The 26,056-nt window shown below is 65.2% G+C and carries 25 protein-coding genes; 10 read left to right on the top strand and 15 right to left on the bottom strand.

Annotation, left to right across the window (positions count from 1 at the left end; translation table 11 throughout):
- The first annotated feature begins 151 nt into the window (after positions 1–151).
- Positions 152–685, top strand: coding sequence for an RNA-binding protein (locus IB243_RS10830; RefSeq protein WP_192426916.1), 534 nt, complete (start codon positions 152–154; stop codon positions 683–685).
- 162 nt (positions 686–847) lie between these two features.
- Here the strand turns inward: IB243_RS10830 and IB243_RS10825 are convergent, their stop codons facing one another.
- The 4 genes from IB243_RS10825 to IB243_RS10810 all read right to left on the bottom strand — a co-directional run bounded on the left by IB243_RS10825 (position 848) and on the right by IB243_RS10810 (position 4,035).
- Positions 848–1,627: an SDR family oxidoreductase gene (locus IB243_RS10825; protein WP_192426914.1), complete on the bottom strand. Its 780-nt coding sequence runs from the start codon at positions 1,625–1,627 to the stop codon at positions 848–850.
- Between the two features lie 24 nt (positions 1,628–1,651).
- Positions 1,652–2,266, bottom strand: a complete 615-nt coding sequence (lptC, locus tag IB243_RS10820) for an LPS export ABC transporter periplasmic protein LptC (protein ID WP_035197631.1) — start codon at positions 2,264–2,266, stop codon at positions 1,652–1,654.
- A gap of 76 nt (positions 2,267–2,342) precedes the next feature.
- Complete coding sequence (locus IB243_RS10815) at positions 2,343–2,903, bottom strand: HAD family hydrolase (protein ID WP_192427419.1); 561 nt, start codon at positions 2,901–2,903, stop codon at positions 2,343–2,345.
- Positions 2,904–3,033: 130 nt separating this feature from the next.
- Complete coding sequence (locus tag IB243_RS10810; RefSeq protein WP_010464880.1) at positions 3,034–4,035, bottom strand: SIS domain-containing protein; 1,002 nt, start codon at positions 4,033–4,035, stop codon at positions 3,034–3,036.
- A gap of 125 nt (positions 4,036–4,160) precedes the next feature.
- Between IB243_RS10810 and IB243_RS10805 the strand changes: the two genes are divergently transcribed.
- A complete protein-coding gene (locus IB243_RS10805; protein WP_192426913.1) occupies positions 4,161–6,146 on the top strand; it encodes a monovalent cation:proton antiporter-2 (CPA2) family protein in 1,986 nt (661 codons plus the stop codon).
- A gap of 224 nt (positions 6,147–6,370) precedes the next feature.
- Here IB243_RS10805 and IB243_RS10800 read toward each other — a convergent pair whose 3' ends face one another.
- A complete protein-coding gene (locus IB243_RS10800) occupies positions 6,371–9,424 on the bottom strand; it encodes an EAL domain-containing protein (protein ID WP_192426911.1) in 3,054 nt (1,017 codons plus the stop codon).
- Positions 9,425–9,616: 192 nt separating this feature from the next.
- On the opposite strand from IB243_RS10800, the gene IB243_RS10795 reads away from it, so the two are divergent.
- The gene (locus IB243_RS10795; RefSeq protein WP_010464886.1) at positions 9,617–10,171 is read left to right on the top strand and encodes an adenine phosphoribosyltransferase; all 555 of its coding nucleotides are present in this window, start codon (positions 9,617–9,619) and stop codon (positions 10,169–10,171) included.
- Positions 10,172–10,255: 84 nt separating this feature from the next.
- Here the strand turns inward: IB243_RS10795 and IB243_RS10790 are convergent, their stop codons facing one another.
- The 7 genes from IB243_RS10790 to rpmH all read right to left on the bottom strand — a co-directional run bounded on the left by IB243_RS10790 (position 10,256) and on the right by rpmH (position 16,162).
- On the bottom strand, positions 10,256–11,170 hold the full coding sequence (locus IB243_RS10790; protein ID WP_029414184.1) for a hypothetical protein: 915 nt from the start codon (positions 11,168–11,170) through the stop codon (positions 10,256–10,258).
- Between the two features lie 110 nt (positions 11,171–11,280).
- Entirely contained in the window at positions 11,281–11,781 is a 501-nt protein-coding gene (locus tag IB243_RS10785; protein WP_010464890.1) for a Crp/Fnr family transcriptional regulator, read from the bottom strand.
- Between the two features lie 164 nt (positions 11,782–11,945).
- Positions 11,946–13,373, bottom strand: a complete 1,428-nt coding sequence (mnmE, locus tag IB243_RS10780; protein WP_192426909.1) for a tRNA uridine-5-carboxymethylaminomethyl(34) synthesis GTPase MnmE — start codon at positions 13,371–13,373, stop codon at positions 11,946–11,948.
- Positions 13,374–13,473: 100 nt separating this feature from the next.
- Entirely contained in the window at positions 13,474–15,180 is a 1,707-nt protein-coding gene (gene yidC, locus IB243_RS10775; protein ID WP_192426907.1) for a membrane protein insertase YidC, read from the bottom strand.
- Positions 15,177–15,470, bottom strand: a complete 294-nt coding sequence (gene yidD / locus IB243_RS10770) for a membrane protein insertion efficiency factor YidD (protein ID WP_010464896.1) — start codon at positions 15,468–15,470, stop codon at positions 15,177–15,179. Before yidD ends, yidC begins: the two co-directional genes overlap by 4 nt.
- Positions 15,467–15,964: a ribonuclease P protein component gene (locus IB243_RS10765; RefSeq protein WP_192426905.1), complete on the bottom strand. Its 498-nt coding sequence runs from the start codon at positions 15,962–15,964 to the stop codon at positions 15,467–15,469. The genes yidD and IB243_RS10765 overlap by 4 nt, the downstream gene beginning before the upstream one ends.
- 63 nt (positions 15,965–16,027) lie before the next feature.
- Complete coding sequence (gene rpmH / locus IB243_RS10760; RefSeq protein WP_005798102.1) at positions 16,028–16,162, bottom strand: 50S ribosomal protein L34; 135 nt, start codon at positions 16,160–16,162, stop codon at positions 16,028–16,030.
- A 420-nt stretch (positions 16,163–16,582) separates the two neighbouring features.
- On the opposite strand from rpmH, the gene dnaA reads away from it, so the two are divergent.
- The 5 genes from dnaA (at position 16,583) to IB243_RS10735 (ending at position 22,958) form a co-directional block, all read left to right on the top strand.
- Positions 16,583–18,007: a chromosomal replication initiator protein DnaA gene (dnaA, locus tag IB243_RS10755; protein ID WP_192426903.1), complete on the top strand. Its 1,425-nt coding sequence runs from the start codon at positions 16,583–16,585 to the stop codon at positions 18,005–18,007.
- 131 nt (positions 18,008–18,138) lie between these two features.
- Positions 18,139–19,257: a DNA polymerase III subunit beta gene (gene dnaN, locus IB243_RS10750; RefSeq protein ID WP_192426901.1), complete on the top strand. Its 1,119-nt coding sequence runs from the start codon at positions 18,139–18,141 to the stop codon at positions 19,255–19,257.
- Positions 19,258–19,402: 145 nt separating this feature from the next.
- Positions 19,403–22,018 (top strand): DNA topoisomerase (ATP-hydrolyzing) subunit B, encoded by a 2,616-nt coding sequence (gyrB, locus tag IB243_RS10745; RefSeq protein WP_192426899.1) that lies wholly within the window; start codon positions 19,403–19,405, stop codon positions 22,016–22,018.
- Between the two features lie 113 nt (positions 22,019–22,131).
- Entirely contained in the window at positions 22,132–22,635 is a 504-nt protein-coding gene (locus IB243_RS10740; RefSeq protein ID WP_192426897.1) for a DUF4124 domain-containing protein, read from the top strand.
- A gap of 179 nt (positions 22,636–22,814) precedes the next feature.
- The gene (locus IB243_RS10735; RefSeq protein WP_192426895.1) at positions 22,815–22,958 is read left to right on the top strand and encodes a hypothetical protein; all 144 of its coding nucleotides are present in this window, start codon (positions 22,815–22,817) and stop codon (positions 22,956–22,958) included.
- A 70-nt stretch (positions 22,959–23,028) separates the two neighbouring features.
- Here the strand turns inward: IB243_RS10735 and IB243_RS10730 are convergent, their stop codons facing one another.
- On the bottom strand, positions 23,029–23,418 hold the full coding sequence (locus tag IB243_RS10730; protein WP_192426893.1) for a cupin domain-containing protein: 390 nt from the start codon (positions 23,416–23,418) through the stop codon (positions 23,029–23,031).
- 97 nt (positions 23,419–23,515) lie between these two features.
- Between IB243_RS10730 and IB243_RS10725 the strand changes: the two genes are divergently transcribed.
- Entirely contained in the window at positions 23,516–24,439 is a 924-nt protein-coding gene (locus IB243_RS10725) for an AraC family transcriptional regulator (RefSeq protein ID WP_225584886.1), read from the top strand.
- A gap of 79 nt (positions 24,440–24,518) precedes the next feature.
- Here IB243_RS10725 and IB243_RS10720 read toward each other — a convergent pair whose 3' ends face one another.
- Complete coding sequence (locus IB243_RS10720) at positions 24,519–24,992, bottom strand: hypothetical protein (RefSeq protein WP_192426891.1); 474 nt, start codon at positions 24,990–24,992, stop codon at positions 24,519–24,521.
- Between the two features lie 173 nt (positions 24,993–25,165).
- Here IB243_RS10720 and IB243_RS10715 point away from each other — a divergent pair, with 173 nt between their 5' ends.
- Positions 25,166–25,579 carry a YkgJ family cysteine cluster protein gene (locus tag IB243_RS10715; protein ID WP_192426889.1) on the top strand — a complete coding sequence of 138 codons (414 nt, stop codon included), beginning with the start codon at positions 25,166–25,168 and terminating at the stop codon, positions 25,577–25,579.
- A gap of 40 nt (positions 25,580–25,619) precedes the next feature.
- Here IB243_RS10715 and IB243_RS10710 read toward each other — a convergent pair whose 3' ends face one another.
- Positions 25,620–25,931 carry an acylphosphatase gene (locus IB243_RS10710; RefSeq protein WP_192426887.1) on the bottom strand — a complete coding sequence of 104 codons (312 nt, stop codon included), beginning with the start codon at positions 25,929–25,931 and terminating at the stop codon, positions 25,620–25,622.
- Positions 25,932–26,056 lie beyond the last annotated feature (125 nt).

Genomic DNA, 26,056 nt, shown 5'->3' with positions numbered 1-26,056 from the left:
AAAAGTGTGGCGCATAATGGGTTCGCGGGCTTTGCCCGTTTTCCAAGTTTGCGGTGATCCGTCAGTTTCGCGCTGAGAGCGTCATTGAGATTAGCTGGCTGCGTTTTCGGGACTCCATCGCTTTATCCATGTGTTTTTGAGGAGTCCCTCGATGGGCAACAAACTGTACGTCGGCAACCTGCCGTACTCGGTGCGCGACAGCGATCTGGAACAGGCCTTTGGCCAATTCGGCGCGGTGACCAGCGCCAAGGTCATGATGGAGCGCGACACGGGCCGCTCCAAGGGCTTTGGCTTCGTGGAAATGGGTAACGATGCTGAAGCCCAGGCCGCCATCAACGGTATGAATGGCCAGCCACTGGGTGGCCGCAGCATCGTTGTGAATGAAGCACGCCCCATGGAACCCCGTCCGCCCCGCAGTGGTGGATTTGGCGGTGGTGGTGGCGGCGGTTACGGCGGCGGCGGTGGGGGCCGCAGTGGTGGCGGCGGTTACGGCGGTGGCCGTGAAGGCGGCGGCGGTGGAGGCTATGGTGGTGGCCGTGAAGGCGGAGGTGGCGGTTACGGTGGCGGCGGCCGCAGTGAAGGCGGATTCCGCAGCCCCTACGGTTCCGGTTCCCGCAATGGCGGCGGCGGTGGCCGCAACGGCGGTGGTGGCGGTGGCTACGGTGGCGGCGGCAACAGCTACTGAAAACTGTCTTTGAAATTTCTCTAAAAGCCCCCTCGGGGGCTTTTTTCATGCGCTACCAACAAGCAAGGGATTCCGGCGGTTGGCGGCGGTACCTTCGTCCTGCGCAGCTACGAAGAGCCTGCACAAAAGACCCCAAAGAGGGGACCGAGGCCTGGCTGGCGGCTACTGCTCGCTCTGGCGCCGCTTGCGCGGGCGCCCGGCCAGCAGCTTGTCGAACAGCACGTTCGGCACCATGCGCAGCAACTTGGCAACCACCCCCATTTGCCAGGGGATGACCCGGTAGCTAACGCCGGCCGTGATAGCCCGATAGGCACGGTCCGCAAAATCATCGGCCTGCATCAGAAACGGCATGCCGTAGCGGTTCTGGCGGGTGAGCGGAGTATCGATGTAGCCCGGAGAAATGGTGACCACACGCACTCCGTGCGGGCGCATCTCCCCGCGCAGGCTCTCGCAGTAGCTGATAACGGCCGCCTTGCTGGCGCAATACGCACCATGCCCGGGCAGGCCCCGGATGCCTGCCACGCTGCCGATGCCTACCAGCGTGCCGCTGCCCCGCTGCGCCATCGCGTCGGCAAACGGATGGAAGGTGGCCGCCACGCCGATGTTGTTGGTGGCAAAGGTGCGCGCCATCACGTCGATGTCATCACGCACCGCCGTGTCCATGCCCACGCTGATGCCCGCATTGGCAATGACCACATCGGGCACCCCCTGGCGCGCGATGCAATCGCGGCCCGCAACGACGATGCTGTCGGTCACGGCCACGTCAGCACTATAAATTTCATAGCTATCAGCGCTTATTCCTTGAGCGCCAGCCCATGTTTTCACCTCAGAAGTTCGCCGTGCCACGAGGGCCAGGCGGTAGCCCGAGCGGTGAAAGCGCAAGGCCAGGGCCTGGCCAATGCCGCTGGATGCGCCGGTGATGAAAACAAGGGGAGTGGTCATGCGGGTTCCGAATGGGGCAAGGTACTAGGGCTTGGCCACGCCGGGCTGGAGCACGCCACGCACACGTCCGCGCAGCTGCAGCACCTGGTCGAGATTGTCGTAGTCCATGCCATCGGCGGTAAAACGGTCGTTGCCGCGGGTGAGTGTGACGGGCTTGTCGGACCGCACGCGTTCGGTGTTGGTGTAAGCATGCAGAAATTCGCTGCGGAACTCCAGCCGGGGCTGGGCGGGCGATCCTGGCTTGGCAGGCAGGGGCTCGCGCGTGACGATGGCGTTGCCAAACAGCTGCACTTCCGAGCCATCGGCATTGGTCAGGGCCCGGTCTGCCGTGGCCACGGTGAGGCGGCCGAGCGGTGTTACCGAGCGCATGCGCGCGTTGTCGATCTCCAGCGTATCGGTGTCGGGGTAGTGCCGCGCCTCTTCGCCTTGCACTTCACTTTGCAGGCGCCCCGTGGCGTCAAAGCTTTTTACCGAAAACGACTTCATGAAATAGTCGGGCTGGTGCCCCTGCTGGCGCTCGGCAGTAGGTAGCAGCGGCATGGGCGCGTTGCGCACCAGCCACCAGGTGCCCAGCGCCAGCAGCCCCATGAGCACGACGGGCAGATACAGCGAGAACTGTTCCCAGCCCTGGCGAACCATGTTGCGCGTCACGGCGTTGCCTCCGGGCCGGGCACGGCAACCTGGCAGAGGGGCAAAGAGCGCAGGAAATTCAGGCTCATGCGGTGTACTCCGCCAGCAGCGCGGCGTAACGCCCGGTGGCCACCAGCAGCAGATCGCACAGCTCGCGCGCAGCGCCATCGCCCCCACGGGCCTGCGTCACAAAATGGGCGGCATGGCGCACTTCGGCCTGCGCGTTGGCCGGGGCACACGCAAAAGCACTGCGGCGCATCACTGGCAGGTCGGGCCAGTCGTCGCCCATCGCGGCAGCCTGGGACCAGTCCAGCCCCAGCGTGGCCAGCATCTGCTCGGCAGCGGGGCGTTTGTCTTCGGTGCCGAACACGGCATGTTCCACGCCCAGCGCCTTCAGGCGCACGCGCAGCGGCGCGGAGTCACGGCCCGTGATGACCGCAGGGGTGATGCCCGCCTTTTGCAGCAGCTTGAGCCCATGCCCGTCCAGGGTGTTGAAGCGCTTGAGCGTTTCACCCGATTCGCTGAAATACAGGCCGCCATCGGTCAGCACGCCATCGACATCGAAGAAGGCAATGCGCACGCCTTGGGCGCGCAGCAGCAGCTCGGGGGGAAATTGCAGCACAGGAAAGGTCACGTCAGAAATCATCACGCAGCGTTTGAACAAGCACGGCAAAAGCCAGCGCACCCGTGGAACCGGCTTCGCCGGGCCAGAGGGTGCGTCCCCCCTTCAAGAGGGGAAGGCGCGAAGCGACTCAGGGGGGTCCTCTCCACGGGGGTCATATGACTTTCGCGCGCATCAGGTCGCCGATGTGCACGACCCCCATCAGCACACCTGCCGCATCGGCCACCAGCACGCTGGTGATGCCGTGGGCTTCCATCATTTCCGCGGCATCCACCGCGAGGGCATCCGGGGCAATGCGGCGCGGTTTGGGGTGCATCACCTCGGCCGCCGTGGCCGTGCGCAGGTCGGCCCCGGCCTCGATGCGGCGGCGCAGGTCGCCGTCGGTGAAGATGCCCAGCACCTGGCCGGCTGCATCCACGATGGCCGAGGCGCCCAGTCCCTTGGCGCTCATCTCGCGCATGAGGTCGCTGAAAGAGGCGTCGGGCGCCACGCGCGGAACCTCGCTGCCGGTGCGCATGACATCGCTTACATGGGTGAGCAGCTTGCGCCCCAGCGCACCGCCGGGGTGCGAACGGGCGAAATCTTCGGGGCGAAAGCCCCGGGCGTCGAGCAGGGCCACGGCCAGGGCGTCGCCCATGGCCAGCTGGGCCGTGGTGCTGGCAGTGGGGGCCAGGTTCAGGGGACAGGCCTCGCGCTCCACGCTGCAGTCGAGCACCAGATCGGCATGGCGGGCGAGCGTGGACTGCAGCCCGCCGGTCATCGCGATCAGAGGGGCGCCCAGGCGCTTGAGCACGGGCAGGATGGCGGTGAGCTCGCCACTTTCGCCGCTGTTGGAAATGCCCAGCACCAAGTCGTCGCCAGTGACCATGCCCAGATCGCCGTGGCTGGCCTCCGCCGGGTGCACAAAAAACGCAGGCGTGCCGGTGGAAGCCAGCGTGGCGGCAATCTTGCGGCCCACATGGCCGCTTTTGCCCATGCCCATCACCACCACACGGCCCCGGGCCTGCAGCACCATCTGCACCGCCTGGGCAAAGATGCCATCGACGCGGGCCGCCAGCCCGGTCAACGCCGCCGCCTCGATGTCAAAGGTCTCACGGGCCAGGCGCAGGGCCTGCTCGGCATCAAAAGGGGGCAGCGTGGCGGGGGCAGGGGTCATCCCGAGGATTCTATCGACCGGGGCATGCCCGCACGGGGCAAGATTTTTTGCCATCGCTCTGGCACGGAGCATGCTTCGAGCAGAAAACACCTGGGCCGCCTGCGAGCCTCGGATAGCATCGAACCATGTCCTCCCTCGCCCTCACCTTGCTTTACCTGTTGGCCGCAGTGCTGGGTGTCGTGGTCTGCCGCAGCCTGAAGCTGCCACCCATGCTGGGCTACCTGGCCGCTGGAGTGCTCATCGGCCCCCATGCGCTGGCGCTGGCACAAAACTCGGAAGGCGTGCGGCACCTGGGCGAGTTTGGCGTGGTGTTCCTGATGTTCGCCATTGGCCTGGAGTTCAGCCTGCCCAAGCTGCGCGCCATGCGGCGCCAGGTATTCGGCCTCGGCCTGATGCAAGTGGTGCTGACGATGGTGGTGGTGACTGGCACCGCGCTGCTGCTGGCCCGCTGGGCGGGCGGTGTGTGGGACATGGGCTGGCAGACCGCGCTGGCGCTCTCGGGCGTGATGGCGATGAGCAGCACGGCCATTGTGGTCAAGCTGATGGCCGAACGGGCCGAGCTGGAGAGTGAACATGGCCGCCGTGTGATGGGCATCCTGCTGTTCCAGGACCTGGCCGTGGTGCCGCTGCTGGTGCTGATTCCGGCCCTGGGCTCGTCCCCCGACGAGTTGCTGACGTCACTGGGCTGGGCGCTGATCAAGGCGACCGTGCTGGTGGGCATTCTGCTCACCGGTGGCCAGCGGTTCATGCGCTGGTGGCTCACGCTGGTGGCGCGGCGCAAGAGCGAAGAGTTGTTCATGCTCAACCTGCTGCTGATCACGCTGGGCCTGGCCTGGCTGACGGAGCTGGCCGGGCTGAGCCTGGCCCTTGGAGCCTTCATTGCTGGCGTGCTGGTGTCGGAGACCGAATACCGCCACCAGGTGGGCACGGACATCCGCCCGTTCCACGACGTGCTGTTGGGGCTGTTCTTCATCACCATCGGCATGATGCTGGACTGGCACATCCTGGTGGACCGCTGGGCGCTGGTGCTGGCGCTGCTCACGGTGCCCTTGCTCCTCAAGCTGGTGATCATCCTGGTGCTGGCCCGCAGCATGGGGGCCACCACCGGCGTGGCCCTGCGCACCGGGCTGTACCTCGCCCAGGCGGGCGAATTCGGTTTTGTGCTGTTGTCGCTCACGCAGGCCAACGGGCTGGTGCAGCCCGCGCTCATGAACCCCATCCTCGCGGCCATGGTGCTGTCGATGCTGGCCACGCCCTTCCTCATCATGTACAGCAACCGCATCGTGATGAAGCTGGTGGCCAGCGACTGGTTGCAGCAGTCGCTGCAGATGACGTCCATTGCGCGCAAGTCCATCAACACCAGCAAGCACGTGATCATCTGCGGCTACGGCCGCTGCGGCCAGAACCTGGCGCGCATGCTGGAGCACGAAGGCATCCCGTACATGGCGCTGGACCTGGACCCGGACCGCGTGCGCCAGGCCGCTGCCGCCGGCGACTCGGTGGTGTACGGCGACGCCACCCGCCTGCAGGCGCTGATGGCGGCCGGTTTGGTGCGGGCCAGTGCCGTGGCCGTGACCTACATCGACGTGCCTGCGGCCCTCAAGGTGCTGGCCAACACGCGGTCCCATGCACCCCACGTGCCGGTGGTGGTGCGCACGCAGGACGACGCCAACCTGGACAAGCTGCAGGCCGCCGGCGCCACCGAGGTGGTGCCCGAGGCCATCGAGGGCTCGCTGATGCTGGCCAGCCACGCGCTGGCGCTGGTGGGCGTGCCCATGCGCCGCGTGCTGCGCCTGGTGCAGGACCAGCGCGATGCGCGCTACAACCTGCTGCGTGGCTACTTCCACGGCGCCGACGACGACACCGCCAACGAGCGCGACCAGGAGCGCCTGTCCACCCTCAACCTGCCGCCCGGTGCTACGGCCCTGGGCCGCAGCCTGGGCCAGCTGGCACTGCCCGCCATGGGCGTGCGTGTGGTGAACCTGCGACGCGGCAACGGCCACATGAGCGACGCCGTGGACGACGCACAGTTGGCCGAAGGCGATACGCTGGTGCTCTCGGGCCACCCAGCGGCGCTGGCGCTGGCGGAAGACAAGTTGCTGCGCGGGTAGAGGCAGAGTGCTTCCCCCTGAGCGGCTGCGCCGCTTCCCCCTTCTCTCGCATCGCTACGCAATGCGGGAAGGGGGACACCGCCAGCGCGGCGGGGCGGCCCTTGCGCGGCGGTCCTGGCGTCAAGCCGCGCCAGTTTTCAGCGGGACTGGAAGCAAAAAATTGAACAAAATATGGCTCTAGCGCTTATCTATCAAGCGCTAATAGCTATATATTTAATAGCAATCTACAAAAGCTCGGCGGGCCCGGGCCGCCCGAACAGGTAGCCCTGGAACTGCTGGCAACCGTTGCGCAGCAGAAACGCGCGCTGCCCTTCGGTTTCCACCCCTTCGGCCACCACGTCCAGGCCCAGGCTGTGGGCCAGGGTGATGATGGTGCAGGCGATGGTGGCATCGTTGGGGTCGGTGAGCACGTCGCGCACAAAGCTCTGGTCGATCTTGAGCTGGTCCAGCGGCAGGCGCTTGAGGTAGCTCAGCGATGAATAGCCCGTGCCAAAGTCGTCCAGCGAGAAGCCCACGCCCAGCGTGCGCAGCGCCTGCATCTTGAGGATGCTGTCCTCCACGTCATGCAGCAGCAGGCTTTCGGTGAGTTCGAGCTTGAGGTGTGCCGGGTCCGCCCCGCAATCGCGCAGCACGCTGATCACTTCCTCGGCAAAGTCGGGTTGCCGGAACTCCTGCGCGCTCACGTTCACGGCCACGCTCCAGCCTGCGGTCTGCGGCGCTGCGGCCCAGAGCGCCAGCTGGCGGCAGGCCATGGTCAACACCTGGCGGCCCAGCGCCAGGATCAGGCCGGTCTGCTCTGCCAGGGGGATGAAGTCCCCGGGCGACACCATGCCGCGCAGCGGGTGGTTCCACCGCACCAGTGCCTCGGCCCCCAGCACCTTGCCAGCCTCGTCCACCACCGGCTGGTAGTGCAGCAGGAACTCGTTGCGCAGGATGCCCTGCCGCATGTCGCCTTCCAACGCCGACCTTGCAGACGCCGCCGCCTGCATGGCGGGGTCAAAGAAGCACAGCGTGTTGCGGCCCTGCGCCTTGGCCTGGTACATGGCCAGATCGGCGCGCTTGAGCAGCTCCTGCACGGGCAGCTGCACACCGCGAAAAAGGGCAATGCCAATGCTGGGCGTGCTGTGCACTTCGCTGTTTTGCACCAGATAGGGCTCGTTCAGCGCCGCCAGCACCTTCTGCGCCACGGCCTCGGCTTCTGCGGCCGCAGCGTCCACTTCGGCATGGAGGCCCTGCAGCACCACCACGAACTCGTCTCCGCCCAAACGTGCCACCGTGTCGGTGGCACGCACGCAAGCGGCGATGCGCCCGCCCACCTGCACGAGCAGCCGGTCGCCCCACTCGTGGCCCATGGTGTCGTTGATGCCCTTGAAGTTGTCGAGGTCCAGGAACAGCAAGGCCCCGTGGCAACCCTCCCGCGCGCACGCGTTGGCCGTGCGGTCCAGGCGGTCCATGAGCAGCCGCCGGTTGGGCAGGCCGGTGAGTTCATCATAGAAGGCCAGGCGCTGGATCTCGGCCTCGGCCAGCTTGCGTTCGGTGATGTCGCGCGCCACGCCCCGGTAGCCCGTGAACTGGCCGGCCCCATCAAAGATGGGCTCCCCGCTGATGGAGACCCATACGGGTTTTCCATCCTCGGTCAGGCGCTGCATTTCGAAATCGTGGAACACCTCGTGTGCCTCCAGCTGACTGCGGTGCGCGCGCCACTGGCCCTCGCTCACGAGGCTGTTGGGCAGCTCCCAGCGCGTGCGGCCATAGTGCATTTCGTCGGGCACACCGGCTTCCTTGTAGGGGTTGCCGTCCAGGCGCACAAAGCGAAACTGCGCGTCCTGCTCCCAGTACCAGTCGGAGGACAGGTGGGTGAGGCTGCGCCACCGCGATTCGCTCAGGCGCAAGGCCTCCAGGGTGCTCAGGTAGTCGGTGACATCCGTGAAGGTGCGCACGCGCCCCCCTGGCTCCAGGGCACGGGTGCGCACTTCGATGTAGCGGCCGTTGTGGGTACGCCGCACATAAGCGTCCGGCATGGTGAGCTTGCCGCCGTGGGCAGAATATTCCGACGCCACATAGTTGCGTGCCATGGGCTCAATGAGCTCAAACCCGGTGCCGAAATCGCCCCGCTCGGTCTGAAAACGCACCACATCCTCGACCTTGGGCTGGGTGGCCAGCAGGGATTCGGGCAGATCCAGCAGTTCCAGATAGCGCCGGTTGTAGACCCGGATCCGCCCTTCGGCGTCCACGTTGGTGATGCCCTGCGACACGCTGGCCAGCGTGCCTTCGAGGGCGCGCGTCTTCTCCGCCAGCAAGGCGCTGGTCCGCTCCAGTTCTGCCTCGACCGCCCTGCGGGCCAGCTCGGCGCGACGGGCCATTTCCAGCTGGCCCACGGTGTTCAACAAGGGTTGGAGGAACTGCACATCCGCCGCTGAATACCCCTCGGGCCGGTTGGCCAGGCCCACCATGGCCACCAGCTCGCCCGCCGCATGGATGGGCAGCCCCAGGTAGGTGCGCAGCGCGGGATGGCCCGGGGGCGTGCCCGCGCTGCGCGGGTCGTGGTTCGCATCGTTGGTGAGCACCGGCTCGCCCGACACCAGCGCCGCGCCCACCAGGGAGTGCAGGTTGTCGAACACCATGCCTTCTTCCGCGTGCTGGGCATAGAGGGCATGGGAGGCCTCGTCCCAGCTGATGTCCGTCATCGCATGCACCCGCAGGAAGGGATGCCCGTCGGCGGCGCGTTGCACCTGCCCGACCAAGCCAAAGGCGCTCTGCGTGAGCGACATCAGCTCCTTGAGCAAGGCTTCGAACGCGGCGCGGGGCCCGGAGCTGGCGATGAACATGGCCTGCGCGAGCGATATCGCCTGCAGCAACCGGTGCTGCCGCGTCAGCATGGCCTCTGCCACCAGCCGGGCACGGGCGCTGGAACTGCGCTCCAGCACCGAATCAATCTGCGCGGGCAGGGTCAGCAGGTAGTCCAGTGCGGGGTCCTGCACGGCATAGTCATCAAAGCCGTGGCGCATGGCCTGGGCCGCATGGGTCTCTGCGCCCCGGCGCACGATGATCATGGCCGGGACGCCATCGAGCAGCCGCAGCAGGTCGAAGGCCGAGCCATCGACCGTGCGCTGCGCCGCCAGCACGATGTCTGGCCTGCGGCGCCCCAGGTAGTCCCGGGCCTGTGCCAGGGAGTCCGCCACATCCACCCGCCAACCCGACCACGGGTCTGCAAGCGCATCCACCACCGCCTGCGCGTGGTGGGGATCGCTTTCGATCAGCAGAATGGAGATGGGCATGGCCGATCGGCGTGGTGGAGTGGTCCAGCGTGCTGCTACCAAGGGTGTAACAGCACAGAAACATTATGGGGGCTCGCAGCGCTCCGGGCACGCCTTCGAAGCACCCCGCCCCGGCTGGATACACTTTGCCCCGCAACGGCCTTTGGCCTCCGCGCATTTGCCCGTGCAGCCCTTCTTTATCCCCTAGACCCCATGCAGCCACTCAGCGTCAACGAATACCTCCGCCAGCACATCCGCACCGTGCCCGACTGGCCCGCGCCCGGCGTGCAGTTCCGGGACATCACCCCGCTGCTGCAGGACCCCAAGGTGTTCCGGGTGCTGATCGACGCCTTTGTGCACCGCTATATGGACAAGGCATTGCGCCCCGATGTGGTCGCCGGGCTGGACGCGCGCGGCTTCATCCTGGGCGCCGTGGTGGCCTATGAGCTGAATGTGGGGTTCGTGCCCATCCGCAAGAAGGGCAAGCTCCCCTTCACCACGGTCGAGGAAACCTACGAACTCGAGTACGGCAGCGCCACCGTGGAACTGCACACCGATGCCGTCAAGGCAGGCGACCGGGTACTGCTGATCGACGATCTGATTGCCACGGGTGGAACCATGATGGCCGGCAAGAAGCTGCTCGAAAAGCTGGGCGCCACGGTCACCGAGGGTGCCGCCATCGTGGATTTGCCGGAACTGGGCGGCTCGCAGCGCCTGCGTGAATCGGGCCTGCCGCTGTACACCCTGGTGGATTTTGCAGGGCATTGAGGCCGCGCATCCACCACATTTGACGCCCGCAGAAGAAAAAAGCCCGCCGCAGGGAAGGCTTGGCCTCTGTGGGCGTCGAGCCGATCAGTTCAATTCGCCGTACTGGGTGCTGCTCAGGTCCGGCGCCGGGCCATCGGCCCCGGGCATTTCGGTGTCCTCAAAGCCCGTGGGCTGAGAAGGTGGCAACAAGGGCCCTGACCGCACGGGCACACCGGGCTTGGCCGCAGCCAGAGGCGCTGCAGCGGTGGTGCCTGCCGCCGAAGCCAGGGCGCGCTTGAACGCAGCCACTTCGTCCGCCTCGATCGGTTCGTACCGTGGCGCCGGGCGCGGTGCCGCGGCTGGTGCTGCGGGCACCGCCGCAGGCGCAACCGCCGGAGCGGCCAGGGGAGGGCGCAGGGGTGCAGGGGCCGTGGCGGCGGCTGCCGGCACGGGCGCCACCGGGCGGGCCGGTGCAGCCACCGGAGCCGGTGCCGCGGCCACCGGGAGCGGACGCCGGGCCAAGGGTGGCGCTGCCTGCAGGGAAGCCCCCTGGGGCGCAACACCCTTCTGCGGAATGCCCACCGCCACATGGTCATTGATGCGCCAGTACACGGCGGTCACCAGGATGTCGTAGCGGGTTTTGGCCGTCTGGGCGATCAGCGCCTCGATTTCACTCAGGCGCACGGTCTCACCGCCGTATTCGCGCGCCAGATCCATCATCACCAGGAACTGGCGGCCGCGCTGGTCCAGCGACAGCACCTTGAACTTGTAGCTGGCCGACAGCACACCAGCCCGCACCATCGCGTCGCGGACCACGGTGTAGAGCAGCTCGCGGCGCTCCATGCGCTCGTTCTTGCGGTTGGCGGCATGTTCTGGCGGCAGGGGCTCCACCAGAGGTTTGCCTTGGCGGCCTGGCGAGAGAGGTACCGTGGCATCGGCATTCAACAGGCCCGACGGTTCGGCCATGGGCCGGGGCTTGGGGGAAGCAGGTTTGCGGCTAAACCAACTGAACAGAGACATGGCATGCTTTCTACGGGACGGCGCCAGAAAAATCCAAATTGAGTGTAACTTGCTGTACACACATTTTTGCCCCGCACAAGCCCGCAGGCCGCAACTGCATCGGTGGTCTGTCAGGTGGCCGCAACGCGGCGGCGGCGATTGCCCAGCCGCTTGGCCAATACAGCGCCAGCGGCCATCACTAGGCCCAGCGCAATGGCGGGCTGGCGGATGGAAAGTTCGGTAAAGCGGATCGCCGGCAGGCTCCACAGCTTGCACGGCGCACTGGCCTGCACGGTGGCGCTGCGGGCGCGGTGCGAGAAAAACGCGCCCTCGCCCACCACGGAGCCCGCCCCCACGATGGCCAGGCGCAGGCGCTCCTTTTCGTCCTGGTAGTGCACGCTCAGGTTGCCGCTTTCCACCAGATACAGGGTGCGGTCCGTCGCGCCCTGGGTGAACAGCACCTGCCCAGCAGGCATCACCACGGGCAACAGGTAAGACGACAGGACATCCCACTGCGCAGGGGTCAGCGGATTGATCATGCTGTCGTCGGCGCTGGCCTGGGCAATGGCATCGATCAGACCCGACAGGTCTATCTTGGAAACAACAGGCGTGACAGGCGTGGAAGCATTCATGGTTCGCCGAAAGTACCCTTGTTACAGATTGCGCACAAGCGCTGTTTACGTCCGTTTACAACATAAGCGACAGGCGGCGGCCTCTGCTTCCTGGCCGGAGCCCAGCACGTCCATCCACCGAGGGCAGCGGCGGTGTGGCCGCCCCCCGCACGCTTTTTGCGAGCCTATTTGCCGATACAAAAGCTGGAGAAAATGACGCCCAGCAGGTCGTCCGAACTGAACTCGCCAGTGATTGCACTGAGGGCGTTCTGTGCCAGGCGCAGCTCTTCGGCCAGCAGATCCAGCGCCGGCCCCTGCGCCTGCAACTGGTCGGCCGCCTCTTGCAGGTGGGCCCCTACGGCCTGCAACGCCTCGACATGCCGGGCCCGGGCGATGTAGAGGCCTTCCGGCGCGGACTGCCAGCCCGCCACCTGCAGCAGCAGGCGCCGCAGGCCATCCAGCCCCTCGCCCGTGCGGGCAGAAAGGCGCACACCTGGCCGGGTTTCCACGGCCGCCGGGGCCGGTGCTCCCGCCGGGGCGCGGTCGAGCTTGTTCCAGACATCGATCACTGGAATACTTTTTGGCATTTTTTGGGCCATGGCGCTTGCTATACCTGCGTCACCAGCTATGTATTCAGGAGCATCCACACGCTCCAGGTCATGCAGGAACAGCACCGCGTCGGCCCCCGCGATCTCGTCCCAGGCGCGCGCGATGCCGATGCGCTCCACCTCGTCGCTGCTGTCGCGCAGGCCGGCGGTGTCGATGATGTGCAGGGGCACACCCTCGATCTGGATGGTCTGCTGCACCTTGTCGCGCGTGGTGCCGGCAATGGGCGTGACGATGGCCAGCTCGGCACCTGCCAGCGCGTTGAGCAGCGAGCTCTTGCCCGCGTTGGGTTGGCCCGCGATGACCACCTTGATGCCCTCGCGCAGCAGCGCACCCTGGCGCGCACGCTGCATCACGGAGGCCAGCGTTTGCTGCAATTTTGATAGCTGCCCGTGCGCATCGGCCTTGCGCAGGAAGTCGATTTCTTCTTCGGGAAAGTCGAGCGTGGCCTCCACCAGCATACGCAGGTGGACCAGCGCGTCACGCAGGCTGTGGATTTCCGCGGAGAAAGCGCCCGTCAGCGACCGGCTGGCGCTGCGGGCCGCGGCCTCGGTGCTGGCGTCAATGAGATCGGCAATCGCCTCAGCCTGGGCCAGGTCGATCTTGTCGTTCAGGAAGGCACGTTCAGTGAACTCACCCGGCTGCGCCAGGCGCAGGCCAGGCAGGCAAGGCTGGCCCGTGGCGGGGTCGGCGGTCGCCCCCGCCTCCAGGCAGCGCGCCAGCAGCAATTGCAGCACCACGGGGCCGCCGTGGGCCTGCAACTCCAGCACGTCTTCGCCGGTGTAGCTGTGCGGGCCGGGGAAGTACAGCGCCAGCCCCTGGTCGATGGCTTGCCCCTGCGCATCCCGAAAGGGCAGGTAGGTGGCCTCGCGGGGCTTCAGCATACGGCCGCACAGCGCCTGCACCAGCGCGCCGATGGCGCGGCCCGACACCCGCACGATGCCGACGGCCCCGCGCCCCGGAGCGGTGGCGATGGCAACGATGGGGTCATGGTGGCGGGCAAGCATGGTGGCAACTTTACAAGGCAAGGTTGGTGCGCATTGGATGCACATGAAAAAGGCCGCTTGCGCGGCCTTGGGGGAATCCTGCCGTATCAGCGACGAAACGTCACTTGAAGCTAGGCAGATTGAACTGCGGCGGCACGCCCATGCGGGTGTTGATGAGCCACTGCTGCGCAATCGACAAAATGTTGTTGGTCAGCCAGTACAGCACCAGGCCCGCCGGGAAGAAGAAGAACATCACGCTGAAGATCAGCGGCATGAACCACATCATCTTGGCTTGCATCGGGTCGGGTGGCGCGGGGTTCAGGGCCGTTTGCAGCAGCGACGACAGTGTCATCAGCAGCGGCAAAATGAAGAACGGGTCGGGCGCCGACAGGTCGTGGATCCAGCCGATCCAGGGCGCGTTGCGCATTTCCACGCTGGACAGCAGCACCCAGTACAGGGCGATGAACACGGGGATCTGGATCATGATGGGGAAGCAACCGCCCATCGGGTTGACCTTCTCCTCGCGGTAGATGCGCATCATCTCCTGCTGCATCTGCTGCGGCTTGTCCTTCAGGCGCTCGCGCATCTCCATGATCTTGGGGTTGATGGCCTTCATCTTGGCCATGCTGGCGTAGGCCTTGGCGTTGAGCCAGTAGAACGCGATCTTGAGCAGCAGCACCAGGGCCACGATGGACCAGCCCCAGTTGTTCAACAGCTTGTGCAGCTGGTCCAGCAGCCAGTAAAGCGGCTTGGACAGGATGGTGAGCCAGCCGTAGTCCTTGACCAGTTCCAGGCCGGGGTACAACTTCTCCATCATCGTCTCGACCTGTGGGCCGGCGAACAGGCGCGCGTCCAGGGTCTTGGTCGCACCTGGCTCGATCGCGCCCAGGGAGGTGAGCATGCCCACCGAGTACAGATTGGCGTCGACCTTGCGGGTGAAAGGCTCACGCTGCACGCCATCGGCCAGCAACCAGGCCGTGGCAAAGTAATGCTGCACCATGGCCACATAGCCATTGGGCGCATCCTTAGGGATATCGACCTTGCCGTTTTCGATGTCCTTGAACTCGATCTTCTGGTACTTCTTGGCGTCGGTGTAGACCGCCGGGCCCGTGAAGGTGGAATAGAACGACGACTCACCCGGCGGCTTGTTGCCATCACGCACCAGTTGCAGGTACAGCTGGGGCGACACGGCAGCGCTGCCAGCGTTGACAACCTCGTGCTTGACGGCAATGTCATAGCCGCCGCGCTTGATGGTCCAGGTCTTGAGCAGCTTCACACCACCCTGCACGGGCGATTCAAAGCGGATGCTGATTTCGTCTTCGCCGTCCTTGAGCTCGCGGGGGCCGGGCACCACGGTCATCGCGGTCTTGTGGGTAGGGAAGGTCCCGCCGATCAGCCCCGTCTGCGCCACGTAGACGCGCTGCGCACTCTCGTCCAGCAGCAGGAAATTGCGGGCCTTGTCGGTCATGTCGGCGTGCTTGAGCAGTTCGGCATGCGTGAGCGAGCCGCCCTCGCTGTCAAACACCAGGCGGTACAGGTCGGTCTTGACCTCCACGCGCTCGCGGGTGGCGGGCGCTGCCGCCGCAGCGGGCTGGCCGGGCACGGCCGAGGCACCCGACGCCGCAGCGGCCACGGGCGCACTCGTGGCGGGCACGCTGGCGGCCCCGGTCGCGCTGGACGCAGCACCGGCAGCGGCGGGCGCCGTCACGGCAGGCGTGGAGGGGAAAAAGGTGGCCTTGTTGCCGTTGTGCAGCTGCCACTTGTCCCACAGCAGAACCATGGAAAAGCCAAAAATCACCCACAGGATGGTGCGGCGAATGTCGTTCATGAAGACTTCTTTGGTGAGGATGGTTGGTTGGTGGAATGGGAAAACCGCGAGAAAAGCCGCATGCTGCGCGGCAATTGTTGCGGGACCGGGTCATGGCCCCCGTCACACCAGGGGTGGCAGCGTACCAGCCTGCGCACCGTGAGATAGCTGCCTGCCGCAGCGCCATGCTGTTCCAGCGCCTGCAGCGAATAGACCGAACAGGTGGGCTCGAACCGGCAGGCCGAACCCAGCCAGGGGCTGAGAAACAGCCGATAGCCCTTGACCACACCGATCAACAAGCGCTGCATCATGGTGCAACCGCCTCTGCCGCCAACGGTGAAACGGGGGCAGAGACTGCACCACCCGAACGCCGGGCGGCATAACCAAACAGCTGCAGAAGCTCTGCACGCACCGCCTGCTTGAGCTGGTCGGACGTGGCGCTCACGAACTGCTTGCGGTCAAACGCCGTGCGCAGGCGCACCACATGGGCCGCCTGGGGAAGCCGCGCTTCAAACGTGGCGCCCACCGTGTAGATCTGCCGCTTGATGGTATTGCGCGTCACGGCGCGGCGCGCCCAGCGCTTGGGCACCATGGCACCCAGCCAGACGCCCTGCACGGCAAACAGGGCCTGCGGCCCTTGCGTTGACGGCAAGGAACCGGGCCCTGTAGGTGCATCGGCTTGTCCAGCAGGCGTGCTGCCGCCAGTGTCCAGAACCAGACGGTGCAACGCAAAATGCGCTGTGCGGGAGACAGTGCCCCCTGCCATGGCTGCCTGGAACTGCGGACGGGTTTTCAGCCGTTGCATGCAAGCACCCCGTTTCGACCCTGACGGTTCAAACCGGGGAGCAGGCTGTAGACCGTAACGGCCTTAGACGGCCAGGCGCTTGCGGCCCTTGGCGCGGCGTGCGTTGATAACGGCACGGCCGCCGCGGGTCTTCATGCGGACGAGGAAACCGTGGGTGCGCGCGCGGCGCGTCTTGGAGGGCTGGTAAGTACGTTTCATGGTGCTATTCCTTGAGGTTCAGTTCCGGACTGCTGCTCTTGAACCCCCTGCAATCTGCACAGCCACACCATATAAAACAGCGCCTTGGCGGCAGACCCACGGGGCAGAAATAACGGCGCGCCGGGTCAAATCACCCTGAACACATTCAGGGAAACCCAAAATTATCGCAGGCTTGGCAGCTGCTGGCAATGCCTTTCGGCTGGCGGGCCTTTGTGAACAGCTCCGTCACGGCCTTCCAGCACGGCCGAAGCCCCCATGGCGCAGCCCGGAAACCTCCCGGCTCGCACACCGATGGCCCCATGATCCAACCCCGAAAAACACGCGACGAAGCACACCGCGCAAATTGTGGATAACTCCTTGACAAGCTACAATCCGCCGCCCAGCCCCGTTCCTCCTATCCACAACAAGAATTCCCCTGAAATGACCGAGGAACCCTCCCACAGCCCCCAACATTCACCCGGCGCAGATGCCGGCCAGGGCCTGTGGCAAGCCTGCGTAGAGCAACTGGCGCAAGACCTGCCCGAACAGCAGTTCAACACCTGGATCAAGCCCCTGATCGCCCAGGTGGCAGAAGATTTCTCCAAGGTTACCCTGCTCGTAGGCAACCGCTTCAAGCTGGACTGGATCCGGGCGCAGTATGCGGGCCGCATTGCCTCGCTGCTGGAGGGCCTGTATGGCCAACCCGTTACCCTGGAGTTAGCGCTCGCTCAGCGTGAATCCGTTGCCCGTACTTACGTACGCCCTGCAGCACCGGAGCCCAGCAACACCTCTGCGCCGTCCGAATCGCAGTCCCCCAGCAGCGACGATGCGTCCGCTGGCGCGTTCCGCAACCGGCTCAACGCCGCCCTCACGTTCGAGACCCTGGTGGAAGGCACGGCCAACCGCATGGCGCGCTCGGCGGCCATGCACGTGGCCGGCATGCCGGGCCACCTGTACAACCCGCTGTTCATCTACGGGGGCGTGGGCCTGGGCAAGACCCACCTGGTGCACGCTGTGGGTAACCGCCTGCTGCAGGACAAGCCCGACGCCAAAGTTCTCTACATCCATGCCGAGCAGTTCGTGTCGGATGTGGTTAAGGCGTACCAGCGGCGCACGTTCGATGAATTCAAGGAGCGCTACCACTCGCTCGATCTGCTGCTGATCGATGACGTGCAGTTCTTCGCCAACAAGGACCGCACGCAGGAAGAATTCTTCAACGCGTTCGAGGCCCTGCTGGCCAAGAAATCGCACATCGTGATGACCTCGGACACCTACCCCAAGGGTCTGGCCAACATCCACGAGCGGCTGGTGTCGCGCTTCGACTCGGGCCTCACGGTCGCCATCGAGCCGCCCGAGCTCGAAATGCGCGTGGCTATTCTGATCAACAAGGCCCGCGTCGAAGGCACCGAGATGCCCGAGGAAGTCGCCTTCTTCGTCGCCAAGAACGTGCGCTCCAACGTGCGCGAGCTTGAAGGCGCACTGCGCAAGATCCTGGCGTACTCGCGCTTCAACCAGAAGGAGATCTCCATCCAGCTGGCCCGCGAGGCGCTGCGCGACCTGCTATCGATCCAGAACCGGCAGATCAGTGTGGAAAACATCCAGAAGACGGTGGCCGACTACTACAAGATCAAGGTCGCCGACATGTACAGCAAGAAGCGCCCGGCCAGCATTGCCCGGCCCCGCCAGATTGCGATGTACCTGGCCAAGGAGCTGACGCAAAAGAGTCTTCCGGAGATCGGAGAATTGTTTGGCGGGCGCGACCACACCACGGTTTTGCACGCTGTGCGCAAGATTTCGGGCGAGCGTCAGCAGCTGACCGAACTGAACCAGCAATTGCACGTGCTGGAGCAGACGCTGAAAGGCTAAAAAGGCGTGATCGAGGCCCCCCAGAGAAAAGGCTCCGTTAAGGGGCAAAATGACGGGTTGTGCAGCAGGGGGAGGCATGATCTGTGCCGCTGTCCACGCACCGTTCCAAAAAACCACAAGAGGTTGATGACATGATCGTCCTGAAGGCAACACAAGACAAGGTTCTCGCGGTTCTGCAGTCCGTGGCTGGCATCGTGGAGCGCCGCCACACGCTGCCCATCCTGGCCAATGTGCTGATCCGCAAGACAGGCAATGCCCTGCAGCTGACGACCAGCGACCTCGAAATCCAGATCCGCACCACCGCAGAGCTGGGTGGCGACACCGGCGACTTCACCACCACGGTGGGTGCCCGCAAGCTCATCGACATTCTGCGCACCATGCCCGGCGACCAGACGGTCAGCCTCGAATCGGCCCAATCCAAGCTCATCCTCAAGGGCGGCAAGAGCCGCTTCACGCTGCAAAGCCTGCCGGCCGAGGACTTCCCGCTGGTGCAGGAATCCGCCGCCTTTGGCCCCGTGTTCGCCGTGCCACAAAAGACCCTCAAGGACCTGCTGGGCCAGGTGTCGTTTGCGATGGCGGTGCAGGACATCCGCTACTACCTCAACGGCATCCTGTTTGTGGCCGAAGGCAAGACGCTGAGCCTCGTTGCCACTGACGGCCACCGCCTGGCGTTTGCCAGCGCCACGCTGGATGTGGAAGTGCCCAAGCAGGAAGTCATCCTGCCGCGCAAGACCGTGATCGAGTTGCAGCGCCTGCTGTCCGACGCTGGCGGCGAGAACCAGCCCCACATCGAGATGCAGTTCGCCAACAACCAGGCCAAGTTCACCTTTGGCGGCATGGAGTTCGTGACCAAGCTGGTCGAGGGCAAGTTCCCCGACTACAACCGCGTGATCCCCAAGAACCACAAGAACAGCATCACCCTGGGCCGCGCGCCACTGCTGGCCAGCCTGCAGCGCACGGCCATCATGACCAGCGACAAGTTCAAGGGCGTGCGCCTGAACCTGGAACCCGGCACCCTGCGTGTGGCATCCAACAACGCCGAGCAGGAAGAGGCTGTGGACGAGCTCGACATCGACTACGGTGGCGACACCATCGAGATCGGCTTCAACGTGACCTACCTCATCGACGCCCTGGCCAACATGGACCAGGACATGGTGAAGGTGGAGCTCTCGGACGGCAACAGCTCCGCGCTGCTGACCATCCCCGAGAACGAAAGCTTCAAGTACGTCGTCATGCCAATGCGCATTTGAGGCGCCTCGCCGTCCCATGGCAACGCCTGACCACGGCCACTACTGTATTGATAGCTACTAGTGCTTATCGGATAAGCGCCAGAGCCCAATTTGACCCATATTGACACATTGGAAACCCCGGTTTCCACGGATCCCAAGGCCCACCATGACCGTTGACAACATCCCCTCCGAGCCCGAAGACACCGGCGTCTCCGGCCATGTTGAGCCCACCCTCGCCAAGATCGACACCAACCAGGCAGGGGCCAGCGAAAGCTACGGCGAAGGCGCCATCACCATCCTCGAAGGCCTGGAGGCCGTGCGCAAGCGCCCCGGCATGTACATCGGCGATACCAGCGACGGCACCGGCCTGCACCACCTGGTGTTCGAAGTGGTGGACAACTCCATCGACGAAGCCCTGGCCGGCCACTGCGACGACATCGTCGTCACCATCCACAGCGACAACTCCATCAGCGTGACGGACAACGGCCGGGGCATTCCGACCGGCGTGAAGATGGACGACAAGCACGAGCCCAAGCGCTCGGCGGCCGAGATCGCGCTGACCGAACTGCACGCTGGCGGCAAGTTCAACCAGAACAGCTACAAGGTGTCGGGCGGCCTGCACGGCGTGGGCGTGAGCTGCGTGAACGCACTCAGCAAGATGCTGCGCCTGACCGTGCGCCGCGAAGGCAAGGTGCACGCGCTGGAGTTCAGCAAGGGCTTCGTGCAGAACCGCATCGTGCAGACGGTGGACGGCGTGGAAGTGTCGCCCATGCAGGTGCTGGACGACACCGACAAGCGCGGCACCGAAGTGCACTTCTTGCCCGACACCGAAATCTTCAAAGAGAACAACGAGTTCCACTATGAGATCCTGGCCAAGCGCCTGCGCGAACTCTCGTTCTTGAACAACGGCGTGCGCATTCGCCTCAAGGACGAGCGCAGCGGCAAGGAAGACGACTTCTCGGGCGCTGGTGGCGTGCGTGGCTTTGTGGAGTTCATCAACAAGGGCAAGACCGTCCTGCACCCCACCTCGTTCTACGCGGCCGGTGAACGCCCGGCCGAGACGTATGGCGGCATCCCCGGCACGCACATTGGCGTGGAAGTGGCCATGCAGTGGAACAGCGCCTACAGCGAACAGGTTCTCTGCTTTACCAACAACATCCCCCAGCGTGACGGCGGTACCCATCTCACCGGCCTGCGCGCCGCGATGACCCGCGTCATCAACAAGTACATCGAAGAAAACGAGTTCGCCAAGAAGGCCAAGGTCGAAGTGACCGGTGACGACATGCGCGAAGGCCTGTGCTGCGTGCTGAGCGTGAAGGTGCCCGAGCCCAAGTTCAGCAGCCAGACCAAGGACAAGCTGGTATCGAGCGAAGTGCGCGCCCCCGTGGAAGACATCGTGGGCAAGCTGCTCACCGACTACCTGCAGGAGCGCCCGGCCGACGCCAAGATCATCTGCGGCAAGATCGTGGAAGCTGCCCGCGCCCGCGAAGCCGCCCGCAAGGCCCGCGAAATGACCCGCCGCAAGGGCGTGCTCGACGGCATGGGCCTGCCCGGCAAGCTGGCCGACTGCCAGGAAAAAGACCCGGCGCTGTGCGAAATCTACATCGTCGAGGGCGACTCCGCCGGTGGTTCTGCCAAGCAGGGCCGCGACCGCAAGTTCCAGGCCATCCTGCCCCTGCGCGGCAAGATCCTGAACGTGGAAAAGGCCCGCTACGAAAAGCTGCTGACCAGCAACGAAATCCTGACGCTGATCACCGCCCTCGGCACCGGCATCGGCAAGGCCGGGGGCACCACGGGTGGTGATGACTTCGACGTGGCCAAGCTGCGCTACCACCGCATCATCATCATGACCGACGCCGACGTCGACGGCGCCCACATCCGCACCCTGCTGCTGACTTTCTTCTACCGCCAGATGCCCGAGCTGGTAGAGCGCGGCCACATCTACATTGCCCAGCCGCCGCTGTACAAGGTGAAGGCCGGCAAGGAAGAGCTGTACCTGAAGGACGCCCCCGCGCTCGATGGCTTCTTGCTGCGCATCGCGCTGAACCACGCCAGCGTGACCACCGGCGGCACCAACCCGCAAACGCTGACCGGCGACACCCTGGCCGAACTGGCGCGCAAGCACCAGATCGCTGAAAGCGTGATCGCCCGCCTGGGCAACTTCATGGACGCCGAAGCCCTGCGCGCCATTGCCGACGGCGTGAGCCTCAAGCTCGACACCGTGGCCGACGCCGAAGCCAGCGCCGTGGCCCTGCAAGCCAAGCTGCGCGAACTGAACACCACCGGCGCCCCCGCCGAAGTGGCCGGCGAATTCGACGTGCGCACCGACAAGCCCCTGCTGCGCATCAGCCGCCGCCACCACGGCAACATCAAGAGCAGCGTCATCACGCAAGACTTCGTGCACGGCGCCGACTACGCCGCCCTGGCCGAAGCCGCTGAAACCTTCCGTGGCCTGCTGGCCGAAGGCGCCAAGGCCCTGCGCGGCGAGGGAGAGAAGCAGAAGGAGGAAAAAGTGGGCGACTTCCGCCAGGCCATGAAGTGGCTCATCACCGAAGCCGAACGCACCACCAGCCGCCAGCGCTACAAGGGCCTGGGCGAGATGAATCCCGAGCAGCTGTGGGAAACCACGATGGACCCCAACGTGCGCCGCCTGCTGCGCGTGCAGATCGACGATGCCATCGAGGCTGACCGTGTGTTCACCATGCTGATGGGCGATGAGGTGGAGCCGCGCCGGGACTTCATTGAAACGAATGCCCTGCGGGCGGGCAATATTGACGTGTAATTTGAATTGAGTCGAATCGGGGTGGGTTGGCGGCTCGCACCCCAACCACCCGCCCGTTGCAGACTGGCGCCCGCCGCACCAGTTTATGCATACACCTTCGGAGCTGAGCCGCCATGTCGCTGCTGAAATGGAATGTGACCACCACCACCGCTGTTGCGGCAGCAACGCTTACGGCGCTGGCAGCCCCCGCATCGTCGGCCTGGGCCCAAACGTACAAATGCACACAGCCTGACGGCAAAACCGCCTTCCAGGACCAGCCCTGCCACATGAGCGGCGGCACCGGGGGCAGCGTAAACATCAAGGTCACGCCGCCATCCAGCGACGCCCCGCCGCCGCGCGCGCCCGGCGCGCAGCAGCCACTGCGCCAACGGTCACCCTACACGGGCACGACAGGCACCGGAACACAAACCGCCGATGCCCAGCAGGCACGTCAGCAGGCCGATGCCTACAGTCGATCCGTGCAATGCAACTCTGCACGCAGCAACCTGGGTGCTCTCAAGGCCCAGCGCCCAGTGTTCCAGTACGACAACAAGGGCGAACGGCAGTACCTGGATGACAGCAAGCGGCAAGCGGAGATGGCGGCGGCGCAGCGTGGGGTGGCGGAGAACTGCCGCTAACGCGGAGATAGGCGACTCAGCGTGTCTTAAGACACTGCACCACGCCAGTAACTGGCACCCCGCCTTCAAAAATTTGCACAACAGCGCGACCGGAATCCATTCCATTCGACCAACAGCTTTGTAGCAGCGCTGGTCGTGAACAAGGTTGGTCATCGAACGCAAGGTATCTGTTCACCGATGTGCTGAACCTCCTGCAGGCGAACGGGCTACCGCTCACACTGGCAACGCCGGGCACCCGCCAGGTGGAGAAGCGGGTGGCCCCGTTGCTGCTGCAGACGCGCAAGGACCACTATGTGCTGCCACTGCGGCCCACAGTGAAGTAGCAGCTGGAGAAAACCACTAGCAAAGGCTTCGACATCTGCATTGTCGAATGCGATCGGCTCTACAGCCTTTTCACAGTACCCTGCGCGGCGCGGCCGTAGCTGCGTCTCCGCTGTTCGGCGTGCCCGTCGATTCGATCAGCAGAATATGCGCCTCTGCACTCGCGCGCGGACGGTGCTCCACACCTTTGGGCACCACGAATAGCTGGCCAGGGTGCAAGGTGACCATGGCACCACCGGGGAGATCAATCTCTACGGTGCCTTTCAGCACCAGAAAAAAGTCATCCGTATCGGGGTGCCTGTGCCACTGGTACTCATCCTGAATCTTGGCGACCATGATGTCGTGGCCGTTGAATTCGGCCACGGTGCGCGGGGCCCAGTGGTCCGTGAACTGGGTGAGCTTGTGGGCCAAGTCCACAGGGTGGACTGCGGTTGTAGGAGGGGCGTTGGCGGTGTCGGGCATGGCGGGTTGGGTCTGGGTTGGCTTGCATGGCCACGCCGGTGGGCGGGTTGTCTGCAGTGTCGCCGCCCGGCACGGGGCGGTCTTGTACATTTGTTGCATGCACGCCGGGAACGACAATTCCGCCGCACCCTCCTCCTCTTCTTCATCGCCCGCGCCGCCAGGCAGTGGCGGCGGCACCCAGCGCGACTGGGCAGAGATGCGGCCGCTGGCCTCGGGGGGCGTCACGCTGCTCAATGCGCACTTCACACAGCACCGGTTCGAGCGACACAGCCACGAGACCTATTCCATAGGCATCACGCGCTCGGGCGTGCAGACCTTTGCATGCCGTGGTGCGCGCCACGCCAGCCTGGCAGGCGATGTGATCCTGTTCAACCCTGATGAGCCGCACGATGGCAGCCGGGGCACGGATGCGGGGTTTGGCTATTCGATCCTGTATGTGGATGCCGCGCTGGTGCACGCCCTGGTGGCGGACCGGGCGGCTTTTGGTGCGGGCGGTACCAGCCATGCGGCGCGGTACTTCAAGGCGCCCGTGGTGCACGATCCGCAGGGTGCCCTATTGCTGCAGCAGGCAGTGGCTGCGGTGGCCGAAAAGCAGGAGTCACTGCACGGAGAGGAGCTCACCAGCGCAGCCCTGGTGGCGCTACTGGGCCGCCATGGCGAGACCAGAGCGCACTGGGCAAGCGACTGCCTGGGCGCAGGCCGACAGCGCATGGCCCTGGTGCGCGAGTACCTGGACGCGCACTTTGCCGATGACGTGACGGTGCAGGCCCTGGCCACACAGGCCGGCCTGTCGCGCGCGCACCTGACCCGTGCATTCACAGCCACCTACGGCATGGCGCCACATGCCTACCTGAACATGGTGCGCATTCGCCAGGCCCAGGCGGCACTGCGGCAGGGCCATGCGGTGGCCGACGTGGCGGCGGCCTGCGGCTTCGCCGACCAGAGCCACATGACGCGGCGCTTCAAGGGGCAGGTGGGCATGGCACCGGCACGTTGGCTAGCCAATATGCGCGGCTGCTGACAAGCGTTTTCAACGCTAGCTGCTGCCAGCGACGATCTCCCTGGTTCGGCACCTCAGAAAAAACGGGGCTGCCCCCTCATCAGCGCCTTCTGAGCGTCTGCTGCTTCCTGCACCGGCTCTCCAGCGTACCCCCTTCACTCCCATCCTCCAGCCCCGCATACACGCCGCAGGGCCAGACAAGGCCGCCGTACTGTTCCATGTACCAATACGGTGGCTCCGACGCGCAAATGTCCATGTGCTTCACCCGCCAGACGGCGCCGGATTTGTGCAAGACCACCCAGAGCATCTTGTCCAGATCAGGGTGGCAACCATCGGACAGGCTCCAGTCCATGCCCTTGCCTGAGGCAGCCACGATGCTGCCCACCAACACCGCCCAGTTGCGGTCCACATTGAGTCGGTCTACTTTGATCCGCACGGGCTGGCCGGCCAGGGTTGCCGCCTTCGGCCGCACCGCGTCGAGCAGGTCTTTGCGGGCGAGCTGGCTCAGTTCCGTAGCCCCCACGCTGAAGCAAGTGGCAATGAGCGCCAGAAATAGTACGAGTTGCTTGGGCATGACGTGGGAAAACCTGAACTTTGGTGGACCGGACCACCAGGGGCTGCCGCCAGTAGACTCGGGCGAGCCACTGGGCGTCATCGGTGACAAATGGGTGCCCGACACACTGCCCTTTTAGCAGACGGGGCTGCCGCGCACGGCGACGGGTTGGAGATTGCTACCATCCAACTCCCATGAAATCCCCTATCTCCATCGTTGACGTCGACCGCCTCGACACCTGGACCCGCTACCGCGCAGGCCTGTGCGACAACTGCGCGGCCAACTGCTGCACGATGCCTCTGGAGGTGCAGCTTTCGGACCTGGTGCGGCTGGAACTGGTGGACCCGTTCGAGGCCGAGCATGAAGAGCCCCGGCACATCGCCAAGCGGCTGCAGAAAGCGCGGCTGATCGATCACTTCAACCACAAGAACGCGATCTTCACGATGGCGCGGCGGGCCAGTGGGGACTGCAATTTTCTCGACCCGAAAACGCGGCGGTGCACGGTGTACGACAAGCGGCCCGAGACTTGCCGGCTGCACCCACAGAAGAAGAGTCCCAAGCCTGGGTACTGCGCCTATGGGGCTCGGGATTTGCAGCGCAGGGGCTGAGCGCGGCAGAGGCGCCCCGACCAGCGCCTCCACTTCAAGACTAGACCGTCTCCCGCTGAACAAAGCCTGCCAAAAGCTCCGCAGGCTCTGCCAAGCTGCCCACCTCCACCCCATCCACCCGCGCATGCGGCGGCCCCTGGTGGGCCCAGTCGATGAGGGATTGCACAGCTTCGGCGGGGCCGGTGGCCAGGGCCTCCACACTGCCATCAAGACGATTGCGCACCCAGCCTTGCAGGCCGCGCTGGTGGGCCGCCTGCACCATGGACCAGCGGTAGCTCACACCCTGCACGTGGCCACGGATGAGAAGGTGCCGGGTGGTGGTGGAAGTGGTGTTGCTGCTGCTTGGGGACATGGACGCACTGTATCGCCAGCGACCCGCCTTGGGTGCAGATTGCAGCCCGCCCACCACGGCAGCGCTCGACCAACGGTGCTGCGCGCGCTAAGCTGCAATGCTCTCGTGGTCGCCTGGCTCCTAGT

Origin of the sequence: Acidovorax sp. ACV01, assembly GCF_014851495.1 — a bacterium.
Lineage (GTDB): Bacteria > Pseudomonadota > Gammaproteobacteria > Burkholderiales > Burkholderiaceae_C > Acidovorax > Acidovorax radicis.
This window is presented reverse-complemented; position numbering and strand designations above follow the sequence as displayed.

Bases quoted from the DNA above. Each gene is read 5' to 3' on its own strand.
- IB243_RS10715 (WP_192426889.1), top strand. From the start codon at position 25,166: ATGAAATCCCCTATCTCCATCGTTGACGTCGACCGCCTCGACACCTGG.
- IB243_RS10710 (WP_192426887.1), bottom strand. From the start codon at position 25,931: ATGTCCCCAAGCAGCAGCAACACCACTTCCACCACCACCCGGCACCTT.
- IB243_RS10720 (WP_192426891.1), bottom strand. From the start codon at position 24,992: ATGCCCAAGCAACTCGTACTATTTCTGGCGCTCATTGCCACTTGCTTC.
- lptC (WP_035197631.1), bottom strand. From the start codon at position 2,266: ATGGTTCGCCAGGGCTGGGAACAGTTCTCGCTGTATCTGCCCGTCGTG.
- IB243_RS10825 (WP_192426914.1), bottom strand. From the start codon at position 1,627: ATGACCACTCCCCTTGTTTTCATCACCGGCGCATCCAGCGGCATTGGC.
- IB243_RS10765 (WP_192426905.1), bottom strand. From the start codon at position 15,964: ATGCAACGGCTGAAAACCCGTCCGCAGTTCCAGGCAGCCATGGCAGGG.
- IB243_RS10815 (WP_192427419.1), bottom strand. From the start codon at position 2,903: ATGATTTCTGACGTGACCTTTCCTGTGCTGCAATTTCCCCCCGAGCTG.
- gyrB (WP_192426899.1), top strand. From the start codon at position 19,403: ATGACCGTTGACAACATCCCCTCCGAGCCCGAAGACACCGGCGTCTCC.
- mnmE (WP_192426909.1), bottom strand. From the start codon at position 13,373: ATGCTTGCCCGCCACCATGACCCCATCGTTGCCATCGCCACCGCTCCG.
- IB243_RS10810 (WP_010464880.1), bottom strand. From the start codon at position 4,035: ATGACCCCTGCCCCCGCCACGCTGCCCCCTTTTGATGCCGAGCAGGCC.
- IB243_RS10800 (WP_192426911.1), bottom strand. From the start codon at position 9,424: ATGCCCATCTCCATTCTGCTGATCGAAAGCGATCCCCACCACGCGCAG.
- yidD (WP_010464896.1), bottom strand. From the start codon at position 15,470: ATGATGCAGCGCTTGTTGATCGGTGTGGTCAAGGGCTATCGGCTGTTT.
- IB243_RS10830 (WP_192426916.1), top strand. From the start codon at position 152: ATGGGCAACAAACTGTACGTCGGCAACCTGCCGTACTCGGTGCGCGAC.
- IB243_RS10795 (WP_010464886.1), top strand. From the start codon at position 9,617: ATGCAGCCACTCAGCGTCAACGAATACCTCCGCCAGCACATCCGCACC.
- rpmH (WP_005798102.1), bottom strand. From the start codon at position 16,162: ATGAAACGTACTTACCAGCCCTCCAAGACGCGCCGCGCGCGCACCCAC.
- IB243_RS10790 (WP_029414184.1), bottom strand. From the start codon at position 11,170: ATGTCTCTGTTCAGTTGGTTTAGCCGCAAACCTGCTTCCCCCAAGCCC.
- IB243_RS10730 (WP_192426893.1), bottom strand. From the start codon at position 23,418: ATGCCCGACACCGCCAACGCCCCTCCTACAACCGCAGTCCACCCTGTG.
- IB243_RS10725 (WP_225584886.1), top strand. From the start codon at position 23,516: ATGCACGCCGGGAACGACAATTCCGCCGCACCCTCCTCCTCTTCTTCA.
- IB243_RS10740 (WP_192426897.1), top strand. From the start codon at position 22,132: ATGTCGCTGCTGAAATGGAATGTGACCACCACCACCGCTGTTGCGGCA.
- dnaA (WP_192426903.1), top strand. From the start codon at position 16,583: ATGACCGAGGAACCCTCCCACAGCCCCCAACATTCACCCGGCGCAGAT.
- yidC (WP_192426907.1), bottom strand. From the start codon at position 15,180: ATGAACGACATTCGCCGCACCATCCTGTGGGTGATTTTTGGCTTTTCC.
- IB243_RS10785 (WP_010464890.1), bottom strand. From the start codon at position 11,781: ATGAATGCTTCCACGCCTGTCACGCCTGTTGTTTCCAAGATAGACCTG.
- IB243_RS10805 (WP_192426913.1), top strand. From the start codon at position 4,161: ATGTCCTCCCTCGCCCTCACCTTGCTTTACCTGTTGGCCGCAGTGCTG.
- dnaN (WP_192426901.1), top strand. From the start codon at position 18,139: ATGATCGTCCTGAAGGCAACACAAGACAAGGTTCTCGCGGTTCTGCAG.